This window comes from Salinibacterium sp. NG253, assembly GCF_015864945.1.
Lineage (GTDB): Bacteria > Actinomycetota > Actinomycetes > Actinomycetales > Microbacteriaceae > Rhodoglobus.
In genome coordinates, this window is record NZ_JADYWF010000002.1 from 391109 (window position 1) to 409481 (window position 18373).

At 61.3% G+C, this 18373-nt stretch carries 16 protein-coding genes and 1 tRNA gene; 13 read left to right on the top strand and 4 right to left on the bottom strand.

The window, feature by feature from the left end:
• Positions 1 to 140 precede the first annotated feature (140 nt).
• The 5 genes from I6E52_RS11730 (at position 141) to I6E52_RS11750 (ending at position 5300) form a co-directional block, all read left to right on the top strand.
• Positions 141 to 212: transfer RNA gene (locus I6E52_RS11730), tRNA-Gln, on the top strand.
• 415 nt (positions 213 to 627) lie between these two features.
• Complete coding sequence (locus I6E52_RS11735; RefSeq protein WP_197157653.1) at positions 628 to 915, top strand: hypothetical protein; 288 nt, start codon at positions 628 to 630, stop codon at positions 913 to 915.
• Between the two features lie 161 nt (positions 916 to 1076).
• A complete protein-coding gene (glmU, locus tag I6E52_RS11740; RefSeq protein ID WP_197157655.1) occupies positions 1077 to 2513 on the top strand; it encodes a bifunctional UDP-N-acetylglucosamine diphosphorylase/glucosamine-1-phosphate N-acetyltransferase GlmU in 1437 nt (478 codons plus the stop codon).
• A 40-nt stretch (positions 2514 to 2553) separates the two neighbouring features.
• Positions 2554 to 3531 (top strand): ribose-phosphate diphosphokinase, encoded by a 978-nt coding sequence (locus I6E52_RS11745; protein WP_197125695.1) that lies wholly within the window; start codon positions 2554 to 2556, stop codon positions 3529 to 3531.
• A 65-nt stretch (positions 3532 to 3596) separates the two neighbouring features.
• Positions 3597 to 5300: a long-chain-fatty-acid--CoA ligase gene (locus I6E52_RS11750; RefSeq protein WP_197157657.1), complete on the top strand. Its 1704-nt coding sequence runs from the start codon at positions 3597 to 3599 to the stop codon at positions 5298 to 5300.
• Here the strand turns inward: I6E52_RS11750 and I6E52_RS11755 are convergent.
• Both I6E52_RS11755 and gndA read right to left on the bottom strand, forming a co-directional pair.
• Positions 5297 to 5668 carry a hypothetical protein gene (locus I6E52_RS11755; RefSeq protein WP_197157660.1) on the bottom strand — a complete coding sequence of 124 codons (372 nt, stop codon included), beginning with the start codon at positions 5666 to 5668 and terminating at the stop codon, positions 5297 to 5299. The genes I6E52_RS11750 and I6E52_RS11755 overlap by 4 nt on opposite strands.
• 95 nt (positions 5669 to 5763) lie before the next feature.
• On the bottom strand, positions 5764 to 7221 hold the full coding sequence (gene gndA, locus I6E52_RS11760) for an NADP-dependent phosphogluconate dehydrogenase (RefSeq protein ID WP_197158031.1): 1458 nt from the start codon (positions 7219 to 7221) through the stop codon (positions 5764 to 5766).
• Positions 7222 to 7420: 199 nt separating this feature from the next.
• Between gndA and I6E52_RS11765 the strand changes: the two genes are divergently transcribed.
• Positions 7421 to 7738, top strand: coding sequence for a putative quinol monooxygenase (locus I6E52_RS11765; protein WP_197125689.1), 318 nt, complete (start codon positions 7421 to 7423; stop codon positions 7736 to 7738).
• A 16-nt stretch (positions 7739 to 7754) separates the two neighbouring features.
• Here I6E52_RS11765 and I6E52_RS11770 read toward each other — a convergent pair whose 3' ends face one another.
• Positions 7755 to 8180, bottom strand: a complete 426-nt coding sequence (locus I6E52_RS11770) for a pyridoxamine 5'-phosphate oxidase family protein (protein ID WP_197157662.1) — start codon at positions 8178 to 8180, stop codon at positions 7755 to 7757.
• A 212-nt stretch (positions 8181 to 8392) separates the two neighbouring features.
• Here I6E52_RS11770 and I6E52_RS11775 point away from each other — a divergent pair, with 212 nt between their 5' ends.
• From I6E52_RS11775 to I6E52_RS11790, 4 genes are read left to right on the top strand one after another with little or no spacing between them, the layout of a single operon-like run.
• On the top strand, positions 8393 to 8914 hold the full coding sequence (locus I6E52_RS11775) for a gluconokinase (protein ID WP_197157664.1): 522 nt from the start codon (positions 8393 to 8395) through the stop codon (positions 8912 to 8914).
• Between the two features lie 22 nt (positions 8915 to 8936).
• Positions 8937 to 10346 (top strand): GntP family permease, encoded by a 1410-nt coding sequence (locus I6E52_RS11780; RefSeq protein ID WP_197157666.1) that lies wholly within the window; start codon positions 8937 to 8939, stop codon positions 10344 to 10346.
• Positions 10347 to 10355: 9 nt separating this feature from the next.
• Positions 10356 to 11129 carry an SDR family oxidoreductase gene (locus I6E52_RS11785; RefSeq protein WP_307842517.1) on the top strand — a complete coding sequence of 258 codons (774 nt, stop codon included), beginning with the start codon at positions 10356 to 10358 and terminating at the stop codon, positions 11127 to 11129.
• Between the two features lie 56 nt (positions 11130 to 11185).
• Positions 11186 to 12229 carry an L-idonate 5-dehydrogenase gene (locus I6E52_RS11790; protein ID WP_197157668.1) on the top strand — a complete coding sequence of 348 codons (1044 nt, stop codon included), beginning with the start codon at positions 11186 to 11188 and terminating at the stop codon, positions 12227 to 12229.
• 68 nt (positions 12230 to 12297) lie between these two features.
• On the opposite strand, the gene I6E52_RS11795 is transcribed toward I6E52_RS11790, so the two are convergent.
• A complete protein-coding gene (locus I6E52_RS11795) occupies positions 12298 to 13014 on the bottom strand; it encodes a FadR/GntR family transcriptional regulator (RefSeq protein ID WP_197157670.1) in 717 nt (238 codons plus the stop codon).
• Between the two features lie 301 nt (positions 13015 to 13315).
• Here I6E52_RS11795 and I6E52_RS11800 point away from each other — a divergent pair, with 301 nt between their 5' ends.
• The 3 genes from I6E52_RS11800 to mfd all read left to right on the top strand — a co-directional run bounded on the left by I6E52_RS11800 (position 13316) and on the right by mfd (position 18371).
• The gene (locus tag I6E52_RS11800; RefSeq protein ID WP_197157672.1) at positions 13316 to 13939 is read left to right on the top strand and encodes a 50S ribosomal protein L25/general stress protein Ctc; all 624 of its coding nucleotides are present in this window, start codon (positions 13316 to 13318) and stop codon (positions 13937 to 13939) included.
• A 26-nt stretch (positions 13940 to 13965) separates the two neighbouring features.
• Complete coding sequence (gene pth / locus I6E52_RS11805; RefSeq protein ID WP_197125589.1) at positions 13966 to 14547, top strand: aminoacyl-tRNA hydrolase; 582 nt, start codon at positions 13966 to 13968, stop codon at positions 14545 to 14547.
• Positions 14548 to 14678: 131 nt separating this feature from the next.
• A complete protein-coding gene (mfd, locus tag I6E52_RS11810) occupies positions 14679 to 18371 on the top strand; it encodes a transcription-repair coupling factor (RefSeq protein ID WP_307842519.1) in 3693 nt (1230 codons plus the stop codon).
• Positions 18372 to 18373: the final 2 nt, after the last annotated feature.

The window sequence follows — 18373 nt, forward strand, 5'->3', positions numbered from 1 at the left end:
ATCCCAGTTTCACGACACGGATGTGTGCAGCCAAGCCGTCGGGATGGCCCCCAAAACCGTGTGCGAAACCTCCGAATCGGGCTAGGTGCACGACAGAGGGCCAATGACATGGCAGAATTGGTTAGCGCCTTCGGGTGCGGTCCGCTTTGGTGTAATGGCAGCACGGCAGCCTTTGGAGCTGTCCAGTCTAGGTTCGAATCCTAGAGGCGGAGCTTTAAGAGATTCTATAAACCCAAGCGTTCTTATAGTCGGAACTCTTTCAGAAGGATTTCAGGGCAAAGAAAAAGCCGGAACCTGACTTCACGTCGAGGCTCCGGCTTTGTGCTTTCTCAGACCGGTCAGGCGGCCTTTGGCGCTTGTTCGGTCGAGAACCTTGTATCCGGCTGCTTCATCGCTCCCGCAATCTTGCGTGTGGCCCACCACGGCGCGGGTTTCTTCTCGAGGTGCGGCAGATAGATGAAAGCTGCACGGGTTCTTACTGCTCGACTACTTCAAAGGCTGCATTTGGGGTGTTGCGCGACGTGTGCTGAACCCAGAGTTGGGGGCTAGCTGACGTTTGATTGCCGCTGTAATCTCTGGATGATTCCTGACTCGCTAACCGCCTAAATCCGAGAGGCTTTGCCGCCAATGTATCGCCGCTCTGTCGTTGTCCTGTTCGTGTCTGTACTCGCGCTCGCAGGATGTTCGTCCTATTTCGACAGCCAAGACGACTATCAACCACCCGCCGAAAGCGAAGCGAGCGGGGGATGGCTCTGTATCTGGGACCCGACTTTCAACGACGACTGGCACGACGACTACGTCTGTTCGAACGGCACAAACATCGATCGTCCATACCTGCTTCCGGAGGACCCGTTCGTGGAATCGGGGGAGATCGACGCCGCGGCTGCTGCCTACGAGGACAGCTTGAACCGCTAACCGCACGAGCCAGAAGGTGTGGGCTCTCCACTGCCCCTCCAGTTGCACGTGTGCGCTGTGCGGAATGAAGTGGGGCCAGAAGAATCTCTCGCTTTTTCCCTGTCTTTCCCGACTTCGGCCGCGGCGTTTTGAGTGCCGCTCATTCAAGGCAGAATAGGTCTATGACCGAACACAAACTCGCCGTCATTGTTCTCGCTGCAGGCCAAGGCACCCGCATGAAGTCCGCTAAGCCCAAAGTGTTGCACCGCCTTGCCGGTCGCGAGCTCATTGGGCACGTCGTGGCTGTCGCTCGCGAGCTGAACCCTGATCACGTGATTGCCGTTGTGCGTCATCAGCGCGACGAAGTGGTCGCGAGCCTCACGGAGCTCATGCCCGACATCCTCATCGTTGATCAAGATGATGTTCCGGGTACCGGTCGTGCCGTTGAGGTCGCTGTCGACTCTTTGCCGGCTGACTTCGACGGAGATGTCGTTGTCGTCAGTGGCGATGTGCCGCTTCTGGATTCGGCCACTCTGGCTTCACTGCTCGAGCAGCACCGGGCACAGTCCGCTGCCGCCACCGTACTTTCCGCGATTCTCGACGACGCCACCGGCTATGGCCGTGTGGTGCGCGATGCTGCGGGCGGTCTTGACCGCATTGTCGAGCAAAAAGATGCCAATGCCGACGAAATCGCGATCACCGAAATCAACTCGGGCACCTACGTGTTCCGGGTTGGCCCGTTGCGCGAGCAGCTCGTGCGATTGACGACAGACAACGCGCAGGCCGAGAAGTACATCACTGACGTTGTCGGACTGCTGCGGGGCGTTGGCGCTACCGTCGCAGCGATGCCTGTAACCGCTGGCTGGATGGTCGCCGGCGTCAACGATCGCGTACAACTCGCTGAGGCCGCTCGCCGTATGAACGAACTCATTGTGCAGAAGTGGCAGCGCGCGGGAGTCACGATCGAAGACCCCGCCACGACCTGGATCGATGCGGATGTCACGCTCAACCCCGACGTCGAAATTCTGCCCGGCACCCAACTCAAGGGCGCAACGCTCGTGCAGTCTGGCGCCATCATCGGCCCAGACACGACGCTCGTTGACTGTGAGGTTGGCGAGAATGCTGTCGTGAAGCGCACGGATGCCACCCTCAGCGTGATCGGAGCAAACGCCTCTGTTGGCCCGTTTGCCTACCTTCGCCCCAACACCAAGCTGGGCGTCGGCGGCAAGATCGGCACGTTCGTCGAGACCAAGAACTCCACTATCGGTGAGGGAAGCAAGGTGCCTCACCTCAGCTACATCGGTGACACCGAAGTGGGTGTGCAGTCCAATGTTGGTGCCGGAACAATCACGGCAAATTACGACGGAGTGAACAAGAGCCGCACGGTAGTTGGCTCCCACGTGAGAACTGGGTCGCACAACGTCTTCGTTGCTCCGGTTAGAATTGCTGATGGAGCGTATACCGGAGCCGGGTCGGTCATCCGAAAAGATGTACCGGCGGGGTCTCTGGCAATCAATGTCGCTCCGCAGCGCAATATCAGTGGCTGGGTTGAAACCAATCGAGCGGGTACTGCAGCGGCTCAAGCAGCTGCCGCAGCAACCGACGATAACGACGCCTGACCGAAGTACGCCGTAACCGCGGCAGAGAGCGAGTCCCCACGTGGCCAGCATCAAAATCTCCGGTCAGAAGCGACTCGTACTCGTCTCCGGTCGAGCTCACCCCCAGCTTGCGCTGGATATTGCTGAAGAGCTGGGCAGCGATCTGGTTCCCACCGATGCCCGCACTTTTGCGAACGGTGAAATCTACGCCCGCTACGACGAAAGTGTTCGTGGTTGCGACGCGTTCGTCATCCAGTCGCACACCGAGCCCATCAATGAGTGGCTCATGGAGCAACTGATCATGGTGGATGCCCTCAAGCGCGCCTCTGCCAAGCGCATCACCGTCGTCTCGCCCTTCTATCCCTACGCCCGTCAAGACAAGAAGGGCCGCGGTCGCGAACCGATCAGTGCTCGACTGATTGCGGACCTCTACAAGGCTGCCGGCGCCGATCGCATCATGAGCGTTGACCTTCACGCCGCCCAAATCCAGGGCTTCTTTGACGGCCCCGTCGACCACCTCTTTGCAATGCCCGTGTTGCTTGAGCACTTCCAGAAGCTGCTCGACCCTTCAACCCTCACCGTGGTGAGCCCCGACATGGGCCGCGTGCGTGTTGCCGATATCTGGAGCGACAAGCTCGGCGCACCGCTGGCGATCATCCACAAGCGCCGCGACCCCCTCGTGCCCAACAAGGTCACCGTTCACGACATCGTCGGTGATGTTGATGGTCGCGTGTGCCTGCTCGTTGACGACATGATCGACACCGGGGGAACCATCGTGAAGGCAGCCGAAGCGCTCAAGCGTGCCGGTGCCCTCAAGGTTGTTGTTGCCGCAACCCACGCCATCTTCTCCGACCCAGCTCCCACCATTCTGCAGAGCGAGTTCATCGACTCCGTGGTTGTCACCGACACGTTGCCGGTGCCGGAACACAAGCGGTTCCCCACGCTCACGATTCTGCCGATCGCCCCGTTGCTGGCCCGCGCCATCCACGAAGTCTTCGATGACGGATCGGTCACCTCGATGTTCGACGGTGCTGCCTAAGCAATCCCAGCATTTGGCCTGTGCACATGTTTTTTGAGTGCGCCTCACAGGCATACAGTTAACGTATGACTGCGTTGTCCGACCGCCCCTGGCTTACGAGCTATGCCGACGGTGTACCCCAAGAAATTCCACTCCCCGACGGATCACTTTACGATCTGGTCGAGGCCACTATCGCTGAGTACCCACGCAGCGTCGCGCTGGAATTTTTCGGTAAAGAAACGACCTACGAAGAACTTGGCGATCAGATCGACCGCGCTGCGGAAGGCCTTCGCCTCCTCGGCGTTCAAAAGGGCGACCGGGTTGCTCTCGTGCTGCCCAACTGCCCCCAACACGTCGCCGCGTTCTATGCGGTGTTGCGTCTCGGCGCGATCGTCGTCGAGCACAACCCGCTCTATACCGCGCGTGAGCTTCGTCACCAGTTCGAAGATCACGGTGCCCGCGTCGTTATCGCTTGGAACAATGCGGTAGAAACTCTGCAAGATTTTCCGGATGACCTCGCACTCGAGACCATTATTTCGGTCGATGTTCCCCGGGCGATGCGCCTCACGACTCGCGCGCTGCTGCGACTGCCCATCGCGAAGGCGCGAGAATCACGCGCTGCGCTCACCACGAACGTGCGCGGAACGATCACGTGGCACGATCTGCTCAAGTCCGACCCGATCGACGCACACATCGTGCGTCCCGTGTCAGATGACCTCGCGCTCATCCAATACACGAGTGGCACGACTGGCTTCCCTAAGGGCGCCATGCTCACGCACCTCAACCTGCTTACCAACGCCGCGCAGGCTCGTGCGTGGGTGCCGGCGGTGCCGCGGGGAACCTCCGTCGTTTATGCGGTGTTACCGATGTTCCACGCCTACGGACTCACGCTCTGCTTGACGTTTACGACGAGCATCGGCGCGCGGCTCGTTCTGTTCCCTAAATTTGATCCTGACCTTGTGCTTGCGGTCGTGAAAAAGCGTCCCGCGACGTTCTTCCCCGCCGTCCCGCCGATTTACGCGCGACTCACTGCCGCAGCAGACGCTGCCGGTGTTTCGCTCAAAGGTATTGAGGTCGCCATTTCTGGTGCGATGCCGCTGTCGGCCACCGTCGTCGAGCCGTGGGAAGAACGCACCGGCGGCACGCTGGTTGAGGGCTACGGCCTCTCGGAGACCAGCCCGATCCTTATCGCCAACCCCGTCGGTCCCACGCGACGCGCTGGCACCGTGGGATTGCCTTTGCCCAACACCGAAATCCGTGTCGTAGATCCAGACAACCCCACCGTTGATCGCGCGCTGGGGGAGGAGGGCGAGCTCATCGTTCGCGGCCCACAGGTGTTCTCCGGTTACTGGGGCAAGCCCGACGAGACCGCTGAAGTCTTCACGCCTGCGAACGACGACGGCAAAGACTGGTTCCGCACCGGCGATATCGTCACGGTGGATGCCGATGGTTTCGTCACCATCGTTGACCGCATCAAAGAGCTCATCATCACGGGTGGGTTCAATGTTGCACCGAGCGAGGTCGAAGAAGCGCTGCGCCGTCATCCGTCGATCGCGGATGCTGCCGTAGTGGGGCTCCCGAGCACGCACAGCGGTGAAGATGTTGCTGCGGCCGTCGTTCTCGCTCAGGGCGCAAGTCTTGACCAAGAGGCCGTGCGCAGCTTCCTGCGCGAGCATCTTTCGGCCTACAAGGTTCCCAAAACCATTGTGAGCGTCGACGATCTTCCGCGGTCACTCATCGGCAAGGTATTGCGTCGCCAGGTTCGCGACGAACTCCTCGCCGACCGCTAGGTGTTATCGGCCGGGCTTGTCGGAATCACGGCAGGCCCGGGGATCAGGCCAAGCGAACGAAGCAATGTTTCGCCGCCGTTGAACGCGATTGCGTAGCATTTCCAGCCGGGATCGCCATCGCCCGTGAGCTCGAAGCGCACGGAGTACGACACCGCTTGCGGCGCCAGATATTGCACGTAGGTCGCGCACGTGCGATTGGCTGTGTTGTCGGCAGTAGCGGCAGCAGACACGATGCCCGGAACCACGAGCCCGATAAGTCCTAAGACGACAACAACACGCATCACCCACACGAACGTGCGCGAGCGCAACGGTCGTTCGTTGTGCGGCTCGTAACCATCGAGCTCGGGGTGCTCATCAGAGGTGCTCATCGTTGGCCATTCTGTCACTTGCAGGTGGTGACGACGCTACTGTCGCCGAGTTAAGACACGAATGGCGGCGAACCCAAGGTTCGCCGCCATCTCGATTAGTGCGAGTCAGTCGCTTCGATCTCGCTGCGATCGCCTGACCACAGGGTGTGGAACGTGCCATCCATGTCGACGCGCTTGTAGGTGTGCGCCCCAAAGAAGTCGCGCTGGCCCTGAACAAGGGCTGCAGGAAGGCGCGGTGCGCGCAGGCTGTCGTAGTAGGCGAGCGACGAGGAGAATGCCGGGGTGGGGATGCCGGCAGCGGCAGCGCCACCCACAACACGACGCCAGGAATCCTGCGTGCCTGCCATCGCGTCGGTGAAGTATGGCGCGGTAACGAGGGCAACGAGGCCCGGGTTTTCGGCGTACGCCTCGGTGATGCGGTTCAAGAAGCGTGCACGGATGATGCAGCCACCGCGCCAGATCTTGGCGATCTCGCCCTTCTTGATGTCCCAGTTGTACTCTTCAGCGCCGGCGACGATCGCGTCGAAGCCCTGGCTGTACGCGATGATCTTCGAGGCGTACAGAGCTTGGCGAACATCTTCGATGAAGGCAGCCTTGTCTTCGACGGCAGGCACCGAGCTCGGGCCGGGAAGGGCGCTGGCGGCCGCGCGCTGGGCGGGCTTCGAGGAGACTGCGCGAGCGAACACAGCTTCGGCGATGCCCGAGACGGGGACTCCGAGGTTGAGTGCGGTCTGCACCGTCCACACGCCGGTGCCCTTGGAACCGGCCTGGTCGAGGATGACATCCACGAGAGGCTTGTCGGTCTTGGCATCGACCTGGCGCAGAACTTCGGCGGTGATCTCGATGAGGTAGCTCTCGAGCTCGCCCTTGTTCCACTCGGCGAAGATGTCGGCGATTTCGGCGGGGGTTGCGCCGGTGCCGTGGCGGATGAGGTCGTAGGCCTCAGCGATGAGCTGCATGTCGGCGTATTCGATGCCGTTGTGGATCATCTTGACGAAGTGACCTGCGCCGTCGGTGCCCACGTGGGTAACGCAGGGCTCGCCTTCGGCAACAGCGGCGATCGACTTGAGGATCGGGCCGAGGGTCTCCCACGCTTCAGCGGAACCGCCGGGCATGATCGACGGGCCGAGCAGTGCGCCCTCTTCGCCACCGGAGATACCAGCGCCGACGAAGTTGATGCCGGTCTCGCGTACTGCCTTCTCGCGACGGATGGTGTCGGTGAAGAGCGCGTTGCCGCCGTCGACGATGATGTCGCCGGGCTCGAAAGCTTCGGTCAGAGCGTCGATCACAGCATCCGTGCCCTTGCCGGCCTGCACCATGATGATCGCGGTGCGTGGTTTCGACAGCGACGCCGCAAATTCTTCATAGGTGGATGCCGGAACGAAGTGAGCTTCGGGGTGCTCGGTGAGCAGCGTCTCGGTCTTCGAGTAGGAGCGGTTGTAGATGGCAACGGTGTTGCCTTCGCGGCTCGCGAGGTTGCGGGCGAGGTTCGAGCCCATAACTGCGAGCCCTACTACGCCAATGTTTGCGGATGCTTGCTCGGCAGCGGTCATATCGTTCACTCCTTGACTCTGGGACAAAGTGGTGGGCCGATGCAGCGCGACTGGTTGGCCCAATCATCAAGCCTAGGGCACGCCGCGCAGCAGGCTCGCGGCATCCATTCAGGCTTCACGGCCGGCGGGAAGCCACGGGGGAGACTCACGCGGTAGTCGTCCCAGACAACGTACGCGAACTGAGGAGTAGCGTGGGGGTATGAGCAAGCCAATGATCGTTACCGCCATTTTTCACATCCGACCCGATAGCCGCGACGCGGTTGTCGAGGCGCTTCGCACGGCTCTTCCTCTCGTGCATGAGGAACCCGGTTGTGAGCTTTACGCTATCCACGAGACGGCAGATGGCACGCTTGTCATGATCGAGAAGTGGGAGTCTGAAGCGCTTCTTGACGCACACGGTCAAAGCCCGGCTGTCGCCGCTCTTGTCGGCGAAATCGGCCAGTACCTCACGGCAGAGGTCGCCGTGACGCGAATGTCACCCATTCCTATCGGAACCACGGGCAAGGGTGCGCTCTAAGCAGCAGCGCCTCGCTCTAGTAGCGCTCGGGCTCTGCGCCCAAGAGAAAACGTCGCCCGCTGATCTCTGTCGGCGTGATCTCGACCCACGTGTATTTAAGGGTCGGGATGAGGGGCCGAAGCGGCAGCTGGTCTGCTTCGTAAATCTCATCCTGAGATTCGATGACGCGCGCGGTGCCTTTGGCGACGACACTCCACGCGGTGTGCGGCCCCACGAAGTCTGTCTCGAAGGCAACACGGTCATTGATCGTGAGTTTGAGCAGTTTGGTTCCCTGCGATGTGCGCAAAAGTAGTCGCTTGCCCACCGCGATGAAATTGACGGGGGTGATCTCAGGTTCCCCCTGAAAGCTGACGGCGATCCTGCCCAGATCGGCAGTGCGCAGCAAATCCCAGCACGTTTCCAGTGTTAGTTCTTCCACTGGGTCATTCAGATTCTCGCTCATGGAGTCATCCTTCCGTAGCCCAATTCTCCCACTCGGGCCCGCGAGTTACCAGCCTGTGTTGCTGGGAGATGCAGGGGTAGCGGGCAGCACTGGAGGCATCCGTTTACCGGGCTTCGGAGATATATTCTCAACAACTTTGCATTAAGTCTGCTTTAAGGCACACTGGTCAGATTGATATCTGACGTAACGATGCGTCGAGTGTTAGGAAAACAGTGGCTTCACAATTTCCACCCCTCATCGTGATGGGTGTCTCGGGATCCGGTAAATCGACCGTTGGCGCTGCCCTCAGCGAAGCTCTGGGCATGCAATTCATCGATGGCGACGACCTTCACCCGCGAGCTAACAAAGAGAAGATGGCTGCTGGCCACGCTCTCAACGACGAAGACCGCGCACCGTGGCTTGAGATCATCGCCGACCGCATCGGTGCCGAACTCGCTGACGAAAACCCCATCATCGTCGCGTGCTCCTCCCTCAAGCGCTCCTATCGCCGCATCCTCACCGCGTACGCTCCCTCGACGGTCTTCGTCCACTTGCAGGGAGCTCGCGAAGTCATCGCCGAGCGTCAGTCGCACCGCAACCACGAGTACATGCCCAACAGCTTGCTCGACTCCCAGTTCGACACTCTCGAACCGCTCCAGGCCGATGAGCGCGGAGTGCTCGTCGACCTCACCCAGACTCCGGATGACATCGTCCGGTCCATCAAAAAAGACCTCACCGACAACTACGTCGGCTGAGCTGCACTAGAGAAAAAGGACAATGATGACCGATCTCCAACTGCTGTGGGAGTTGCCCACGTGGGGCCTGCTACTGCTCGCTGCCGGCGCCATTGCGCTCCTGCTTGTACTGATCATCGTGGGGCGCGTTCACGCGTTCCTTTCGCTGATCATCGTCAGCCTCGTGACCGCACTTGCTGCCGGTATCCCCACGAACCAGATAATCCCAACGCTCACGTCGGGCTTCGGTGGCACCCTTGCCAGCGTTGCACTGCTGGTCGGTCTGGGAGCGATGCTCGGTCGGATGCTCGAGATGAGTGGCGGAGCGCAAGTGCTCGCCGATTCGCTCATCAATCGCTTCGGTGAAAAGCGTGCGCCTCTTGCTCTCGCTGTAGCGTCGCTCATGATGGGTTTCCCCATCTTCTTCGACGCCGGTCTTGTCGTCATGTTACCGATCATCTTCACGGTTGCTCGTCGCCTCGGTGGATCGCTCCTGTTCTACGCGTTCCCCGCTGCCGTCGCGTTCTCGGTCATGCATATCTTCGTCCCGCCGCACCCCGGCCCCGTTGCCGCAACCGGCCTTCTTGGCGCTGACGTCGGACTCGTTCTGATCTTTGGTCTCATCGTTGCTATCCCCACCTGGTACGTCGTGGGTTACAAGTTCGGTACCTGGACCGGTAAGCGCTTCGATATAGCGATTCCCGACATCCTTTTTGGTGTTCACGACGACGAGAAGGCTGCAGAGTTCAAGTCGAACCCCAAGCTCGGCACCATCCTTTTCCTCCTTCTCCTACCCCTCGTGCTCATCTTCATGAACACCGGCCTCAACGCCCTCGCGACCGCTGGCGTTGTTGACCTTGAGAGCCCGCTCGTTCAGGCGCTTCGTCTCCTCGGCGAAACTCCGATCGCTCTGCTCATCACCGTCGTGTTCGCCATGTGGCTGCTCGGCTGGAAGCGCAACAAGAAGCGCACCCTCATCGAGACCATCGTTGACAGCGCCCTCGGCCCGGTTAGCTCGATCATTCTTATTACGGGTGCCGGTGGAATGTTCGGTGGCGTACTGCGTGCCAGCGGAATCGGCGCCAGCATCGCGACCTCGCTCGACTCGATCGGTATGCCGCTGATTGTTGCCGGCTTCGTGATCGCCGCGATCATCCGCGTCGCCCAAGGTTCCGCAACAGTCGCGCTCACGACTTCGGCGGCGCTCATTCAGCCCGTCGTACTCGCTGACGCAAGCCTCAACCCGGTTGAACTCGCCGCCATCGTGCTCGCGCTCGCCGCCGGTTCGGTATTTGCGGGTCACGTGAACGACTCGGGCTTCTGGTTGGTCAGCCGCTTCTTCGGCATGGATACCCAGACCACGCTTCGCACCTGGACGGTCGGTCAAGCATTGATCGGTGTCATGGGCTTCGCGATTGCGTTCGTCATCTTCATCATCGCCGGAATGTTCTAGGAGATAGCTGTGGCATCCACCATGTTTGACCTCACCGGGCGTATCGCCCTCGTAACCGGCTCTAGTCGAGGAATCGGGCGCGTCATTGCTCAGGCCTTGGCCGTTGCCGGTGCAACGATCGTGCTGAACGGTCGCGACGAAGAGCGGCTCGCCGCCACTCACGCCGACTTCAGCTCCGAGTTTGGGGCCGACCGTGTCTACGCTCGTGCGTTTGACGTCGCGGATGCCACAGCTGTCGCCACCGCAATTGCCGAGATCGAGGCATCCATCGGCGCGATCGGGGTGCTCGTCAATAACGCGGGTATCCAGCATCGCGAACCGATGCTCGACCTCGACGTGGAGGACTGGAACCGGGTCATCTCCACCAACCTCACCAGCGCCTTCCTCGTCGGACGCGAAGTTGCACGCCACATGCTCGAGCGTGGCGAGGGCAAGATCATCAACATTGCGTCGGTGCAGACTGACCTTGCGCGCCCCACTATCGGGCCGTACACGGTGTCGAAGGGTGGCATCCGCAACCTCACTCGTGCCATGACGGCCGAGTGGGCGAGCGGCGGATTGCAGATCAATGCCATTGCCCCCGGCTACATCCACACAGAGATGACGCAGGCGCTCGTCGATGACGACACCTTCAACAATTGGATTTTGGGTCGCACACCTGCCGGTCGCTGGGGTACTCCCGCTGACCTCGGTGGCCCCGCAGTCTGGCTCGCCTCGAGCGGTTCCGACTACGTCAACGGTCAGGTCATCTTCATCGATGGCGGCATGACGGTCGTCGTCTAACCTCCTGCTTTATCGCCGTGCGTCGCTGCCGGCACCGTTCTACAGAAAAGATTGTCATGACAAGTGCAGCCCCCGCCGAAACTCTCGCGGTCACGATCCACGCTCAAGATGACTTGCGCGTGGAGAGCATTCCGTTGGCCGCTCCGGCCGCCGACGAAGCCGTGATTCAGATTGCGTTCGGCGGGGTCTGCGGGTCTGACTTGCACTACTGGTCGCACGGGGCTGCAGGGGAGTCGATTCTCAAGGCTCCGATGATTCTCGGCCACGAAGTTGTTGGCACGGTCATTCAGCAGGCCGCTGACGGAACCGGCCCCGCTGTCGGAACTGCCGTAGCCGTGCACCCCGCAACTCCCGGCGGAACCGAGCCGCGGTGGCCCGAAGACCGCCCTAATCTTTCTCCCGGCTGCACCTACCTCGGCAGCGCGGCACGCTTCCCTCACACCGAGGGTGCCTTCGCCGAGTTCGCCACTCTGCCCAGCCGGATGCTGCGAGCACTGCCCAGCTCATTGACGCTGCGCGATGCCGCCCTCGTCGAACCCGCCAGCGTGGCATGGCATGCCGTCTCGCGTGCGGGCGACGTGCGCGGAAAACGTGCCCTCGTCATTGGCGCCGGCCCCATCGGCGCTCTCATCGTTGCCGTGCTCAAGCGTGCCGGTGCCAGCGAGATCGTGGCCGTCGATATGTTTGCTGGCCCGCTCGCCATCGCCCGCCAGGTTGGAGCAACAGAAACTCTTCACGCCACCGACGTGGATGCCATCGCCGCAGTCGACGCCGACATCGTCTTCGAATCATCGGGCAGCTACCGCGGTCTCGAGTCTGCCGTTCGTGGCGCAACTCGTGGCGGTCGCGTTGTCATGGTCGGGCTCTTACCTTCCGGCCAGCAGCCTGCGCTCATCTCGCTCGCCATCACGCGTGAGCTCGAACTCGTCGGGTCATTCCGCTTCAACGACGAGATCGACGAAGTAATTGCGGCGCTCGCCGACGGCAGCCTCGTTGTAGGGCCGATCGTGACCCACGAGTTCGCGGTATCCGATGCTCACGAAGCGTTCGCTGTAGCCAAGGATTCGGAGAACAGCGGCAAGGTGCTGCTGCGCTTCTAGCTCGCCGAGCTTCGAGGAGGTCCTCTTGCTAGCGGGCTTGGCTCGTAACTGAGCCCCGTGCGGCATTTCTAGTCGAGGAAGATGCGGGGTTCGCCAGCCCAGATGGGCTCGACCTCTTCGATCGTGCGGCTCATTATGCGCTCCATCGACGCGAAGGCGTCCTCGGGGCGCTTTCCCTGGATGGCATCCGCCACGTCGACGTGCAGCTGCAGAGCTTCTTCGTGGGGTGTTGACGGCATGAGGCCGCGATTCGTACGGCCGGTCAGCACTTCGGCGATCACTCGGTCGAGGCGGGCAAACATTTCGTTTCCGCTCGCGGCAAGAACGAGGGAATGAAAGCGGATGTCGAGCTCCAGAAACAGCTCGAGGTCGCCTGAGCGGCCCACGGCCCGCATGCGTGCGGCCAGAGCGAGTAGCTCGCCAGCAGCCTCGTTGGACGCGTGCAACGCGGCAAGCTGCGCGGCTTGAGGTTCGATAGCGCTGCGCAGTTCAGTGAGGGAGCGCAGCTGGCGCCCGTTCTCGGTCTGTTCGAGTCGCCACCGAATCACGAGCGGGTCATACAGACTCCATGCCGACATCGGCTTGACGCGCATCCCGACCCGCTTCACGGAGGCGACCATCCCGAGGGACTGCAGCACGCGAACCGCTTCGCGCACAACCGAGCGCGAGACGCCGTAACGCTCTTCGAGCTGTTCGGCAAGAATCGTGGAATCGGGGGAGATCTCACCAGAAACGATGCTGAGCCCGAGATCATTGAGCACGCGTGCGTGAAGGCCTCCGGACATGCTTCAACAGTAGTGCGCGTGGGCTCCCGCACCGGGCGGCACTCGCAGCCGCAGAGATACAGCGTGCAGACCCCGAATATCCGTGTAAACTCAGCAGTTGAACTTCGGCGAGGGAACCATCTGGTTCCGTTATCGACGCGGCGGGCAAGTCACAGGGCTTTTCCTCACGTGGCAGACCTATGGTCTGCCGGCGTTCGAGTTGAACTACAGACAATGATCTGGGCGCTGCGCCCGCCACGAGCACTTCGCTTGTTGCAGGCACTGCGCTCACAACAGACTTCGGTCTTACTAGGAGATAACAATGGCTAAGCCAGGCGTTAACCACGTAGTCACGGATGCCCGTGAATCCTTCGGCAAGGGTGCTGCTCGCAAGCTCCGCGCTGCAGGCAAGATCCCCGCCGTCATCTACGGTCACGGCACCGACCCCATCCACGTTGCCCTCCCGGGCCACGAGATCGGCCTCATCCTCCGCAAGTCGAACCAGATCTTGGACCTCGACATCAACGGCAAGAGCCAGCTCGCACTGGTCAAGGATGTTCAGAAGGACCCCGTTCGCCAGATCATCGAGCACATCGACCTCGTCGTCATCCGCAAGGGTGAAAAAGTTATCGTTGACGTGCCGATCCACGTCACCGGCGAGTCGGCACCTGGCACCATCGCCAACCTCGACGCACCGACCATCTCGGTTGAGGCCGAAGCAACTCACATTCCTGAGTACTTCACCGTCGACATCGAGGGCCGCGAAGAAGGCGCTCACATCTACGCCAAGGACATCACGCTCATCGAGGGGTCGGAACTGCTTTCCGACCCCGAGCTTCTCGTCATCGGCGTCAGCACCCCGCGTTCGTCGGTTGAGGCTGAAGCTGCTGAAGAAGAAGCCGCAGCAGTTGCTGCCGAGGCTGCTAGCACCGAGGCTGCTGAATAATCAGATTCTTTCGTAAGCGAGAAATCGTGGATGACCAATGGTTAGTAGTCGGGCTCGGTAACCCCGGGCCCGGCTACGCCGGTAATCGCCACAACGTGGGCCACATGGTGTTGGCCCATTTGGCAGATGAATTGTCTGCCACTTTCAAGAACCACAAAGCCAATGCTGCGGTCGCTGAAGGCCGCAGCTTTGGCGATGGCCCCAAGCTGATTCTGGCGAAGCCCAATTCTTTTATGAATCTTTCGGGCGGGCCCACCGCAGCACTCATGCGGTTCTACAAGATTCCGGTCGAGCGCCTCATCGTCGTGCACGATGAACTCGATATCGATTTCGACACGGTGAAGCTCAAGACCGGTGGCGGTCACGGAGGCCACAACGGCATCCGCGATATTGCTGCCGCTGTTGGCTCTCCCGACTTCACCCGCGTGCGCGTGGGCATCGGGCGCCCGCCTGGTCGCCAGCCTGCCGCCGACTTTGTGTTGCGCGACTTTTCGGGCGAAGAACGCAAAGCTCTGCCCAATCTTTTGAGCGATGCCGCGGATGCCGTCACTATGGTGGCGCGCGAAGGTCTCGAAGCTGCCCAGCAGCGTTTCCACAGCCCGCGCTAGTTCTTGCGAGTGCGGCAGTCGCGGTGGCGCCGTTAGCGCCGTTGACCCTGCGCTGCACTACCTGCCTCAGCGCTGCTGCGCTGTGGGTGAACTCGCACCGGAGCGTCAGTGGCCGCGAGTAGAGTAATCCGGTGACTCTCGACGGAATTATCTCAGCACTTTCGCGCGCCCAAACCGTAGAGAGCGCCCTCCGTTTCTCTGAACGTAGCGCAGACTTCTCGCTCGTTGATGGCATGCGTGCACCGCTACTTGGTGGGTTACTCACAAAGTCGAACGCCCCGCGGTCGCTGTTGGCGGTCACGGCGACCGGTCGCGAGTCCGAATCATTGCGCCGTGCGCTCACGAGCTATCTGCCCGATGCGCAGATTGTCGAATTTCCGGCGTGGGAAACCCTCCCGCACGAACGGCTGAGCCCGAGTGCCGAAACAGTCGGCAAGCGGATGCAGGCCCTGCGCGACCTGTCCAAGTGGCAAGCGAACCCGGTTGGCCAGTTTGTGCTGGTGGCATCCGTTCGGGCAGCGCTGCAGCCCATCGCCGATAACCTCACGACGATCGAACCGGTCGAGCTCACCAAGGGCGGCCGCAACTACGACCTCTCGGCGCTGTCGGAGCGACTCGTGGCGCTGGCATATTCCCGTGTCGACATGGTGACGCGGCGCGGTGAATTTGCGGTGCGCGGTGGCATCCTTGACGTGTTTGCGCCCAACCACGAGCATCCGCTTCGTCTCGAATTCTTTGGCGATGAGCTTGAGCAGTTGCGCGAGTTCTCGGTCGCCGATCAGCGCTCTATCGAGGGCGATGTTGAGTCAGTCGAGTTGGTGCCGAGTCGTGAACTGTTGTTGAACGATGCGGTACGTCAGCGTGCCCGCGAGATGCAGCACGAGTTTCCGAGTCTCTCCACAATGCTCGCGAAGATTGCCGAAGGCATTCCGGTCGATGGCATGGAGTCGCTAGCGCCGGCGCTGGTCGACAAACTGGTGCCGATCACTCACTACCTTCCGGCGGATGCTGCTATCGCGGTGCTCTCGCCCGAGAAGGTGTCGTCGCGCGCGATCAGCCTCGCTGAGACGAACCAAGAGTTCTTGAGTGCGGCCTGGAACGCGGCGACGGCTGGCGCTGAAGCGCCCATTGACTTGGATGCCGGTGACTTTGTCACGCTCAACGCGCTTCGGGCGTCCGCGGGGGATCGCCCTTGGTGGACCCTCAGCACCTTCGACTCGGGGGCAGCGGATGCCGTCGACCTGCTGGATGGTGCAGAAGAGGCATCCGAATATGTTCGTATCGCAGCCACGGCAACCCCCTCGTTCGCCGGCACTCTTGATGGTGCTCTCGACCACGTTGGTCACTTGCTCGCCGACGGTTGGACGGTAGCGATCGTTGCCGAGGGAGCCGGGCTTGTGGAGCGCACGGCGGGCCTTCTGGCCGAACGCGAATTGGCAGGGCGTGCCGTTGATTCCTTCCCGGCCGATACCGAGCCGGGAGTGGCGTATCTGCTGCGGGCATCCGTCGACCATGGTTTTGCGATGCCTGAGGCGAAGCTTGCGGTGCTGAGCGAGGGCGAGTTCTTTGGCCGGTCTGTCGGCTACGCTTCGCGCCCGGCACGCAAGCTCGCGGCCAGACGCAAGAACGTTGTCGACCCGCTGCAACTCTCGAGCGGCGACCACGTTGTTCACCAGACGCACGGCATCGGCAAGTTCATCGAGTTGGTGTCGCGCGAGGTCAGCACGGGCGGCCGCAATGCGGTCAAGACTCAGCGCGAGTTCTTGGTGCTCGAGTATGCGCCGAATAAGCGTGGCTACCCTGGCGACAAGCTGTATGTGCCCACCGATCAGCTCGACTTGCTGTCGCGCTATGTCGGTGGCGAATCGCCGGCCCTCAACAAAATGGGTGGCAGCGACTGGTCGGCCGCTAAGACCAAAGCACGTCGTGCCGTTCGCGATATCGCTGTCGAACTCGTCAAGCTCTACAGCGCTCGCATGGCAAGCAAGGGATACGCCTTTGGGCCCGATACCCCGTGGCAGCGTGAGCTCGAAGAGGCTTTCGCCTTTGCGGAAACTCCTGACCAGCTCACCACAATCGACGAGGTCAAAGCCGACATGCAGAGCCCGGTGCCGATGGACCGCCTGCTGAGCGGTGACGTCGGCTACGGCAAGACCGAAGTTGCGGTGCGCGCCGCGTTCAAGGCTGTGCAAGACGGCAAACAGGTCGCAATGATTGTGCCGACAACGCTGCTCGTGCGCCAGCACGTCGAGACGTTCGCCGATCGTTTTGCGGGCTTCCCCGTGCACTTGCGGGCTCTTAGCCGTTTCCAGACCGAGAAAGAATCGCGCGAAACGATCGCGGGCCTTGCTGACGGCACCGTCGATGTCGTCATCGGAACGCACCGTTTGCTCTCAAAGAGCATCGCCTTCAAAGACCTCGGCCTCGTCATTATCGATGAAGAGCAGCGCTTCGGCGTTGAACACAAAGACGCGCTCAAGAAGCTCAAAACCAACGTTGACATTCTCGCGATGACAGCAACCCCGATTCCTCGCACGCTCGAGATGGCGGTCACGGGTATCCGCGAAATGTCGACCCTCGCGACACCGCCAGAAGACCGGCATCCGATCCTCAGCTTCGTTGGCCCGTACTCCGAACGTCAGGTTGGCGCCGCTATTCGGCGCGAACTGTTGCGCGAGGGCCAAGTGTTCTACGTGCACAACCGCGTGAGTTCGATCAACCGGGTTGCGGCCAAAATTGCCGAACTGGTTCCGGATGCTCGAATCGCCATTGCCCACGGCCAGATGCCTGAAGCAGCACTTGAGCAAGTGATGGTCGACTTCTGGGATCGCAAGTTTGATGTGCTCGTCTCGACGACGATTGTGGAAACCGGGCTCGACATCCCCAACGCCAACACGCTCATCATCGACCGGGCCGACAAGTACGGCCTCAGCCAGCTGCACCAGTTGCGCGGTCGAGTGGGTCGTGGCCGCGAGCGCGCTTACGCGTACTTCCTGTACGACGAAGAGAAGCCGCTGAGCGAAACCGCGCATGAGCGACTCGACACTATCGCCGCCAACAACGAGCTCGGTGCCGGCATGCAGATCGCCATGAAGGACCTCGAAATTCGTGGTGCCGGAAACCTGCTCGGTGGCGAACAATCTGGCCACATTGCCGGTGTCGGCTTCGACCTGTACTTGCGGATGATCGGCGAAGCAGTCTCCACGTTCCGCGGTGATGTTGCCGAAGGTCAGACCGAGTTGCGGCTTGAGTTGCCGGTGGACGCCAGCATCCCCGAGGACTACGTCGAAAGCGAGCGCCTGCGTCTTGAGGCCTACCAAAAGCTTTCCACGGCCAGCGCACCATCGGCATCCGCCGACAGCATCGATCGTGTTCTCGACGAACTTACCGACCGTTACGGCGAACCGCCCGAGGAAGTGAAGCACCTCATCGCGGTGTCTCGCCTGCGGCGGATGTCGCAGCGACTCGGACTCAGCGAGGTTGTCGTCATGGGCGACAAGCTACGCATCGCGCCTGCCGATCTGCTCGACTCGAAGCAGATCCGTCTGCAGCGGATGTATCCAGGATCGAAGTATCACTCGGCCGCCTCCGCCGCGATCATTCCGCTGCCCACGGGCGCAAGTGATGGCGACCTCATCGACTGGGCCAAGGAGTTGCTCGTGTCAGTGTTCGGCGCTCAAGATACCGCGGCAGAGCTCGCGGAGGTTGCACTTGCGGCCGAAGCGGCCGAGAAGCTTGCGGCCGACAAGGCAGCAGCCAAGGCGAAAGAAGCTAAAGAAACGAAGGATGCTGCGGGTGCGTCCGGCACATCCGGCGCAAGCTAAGA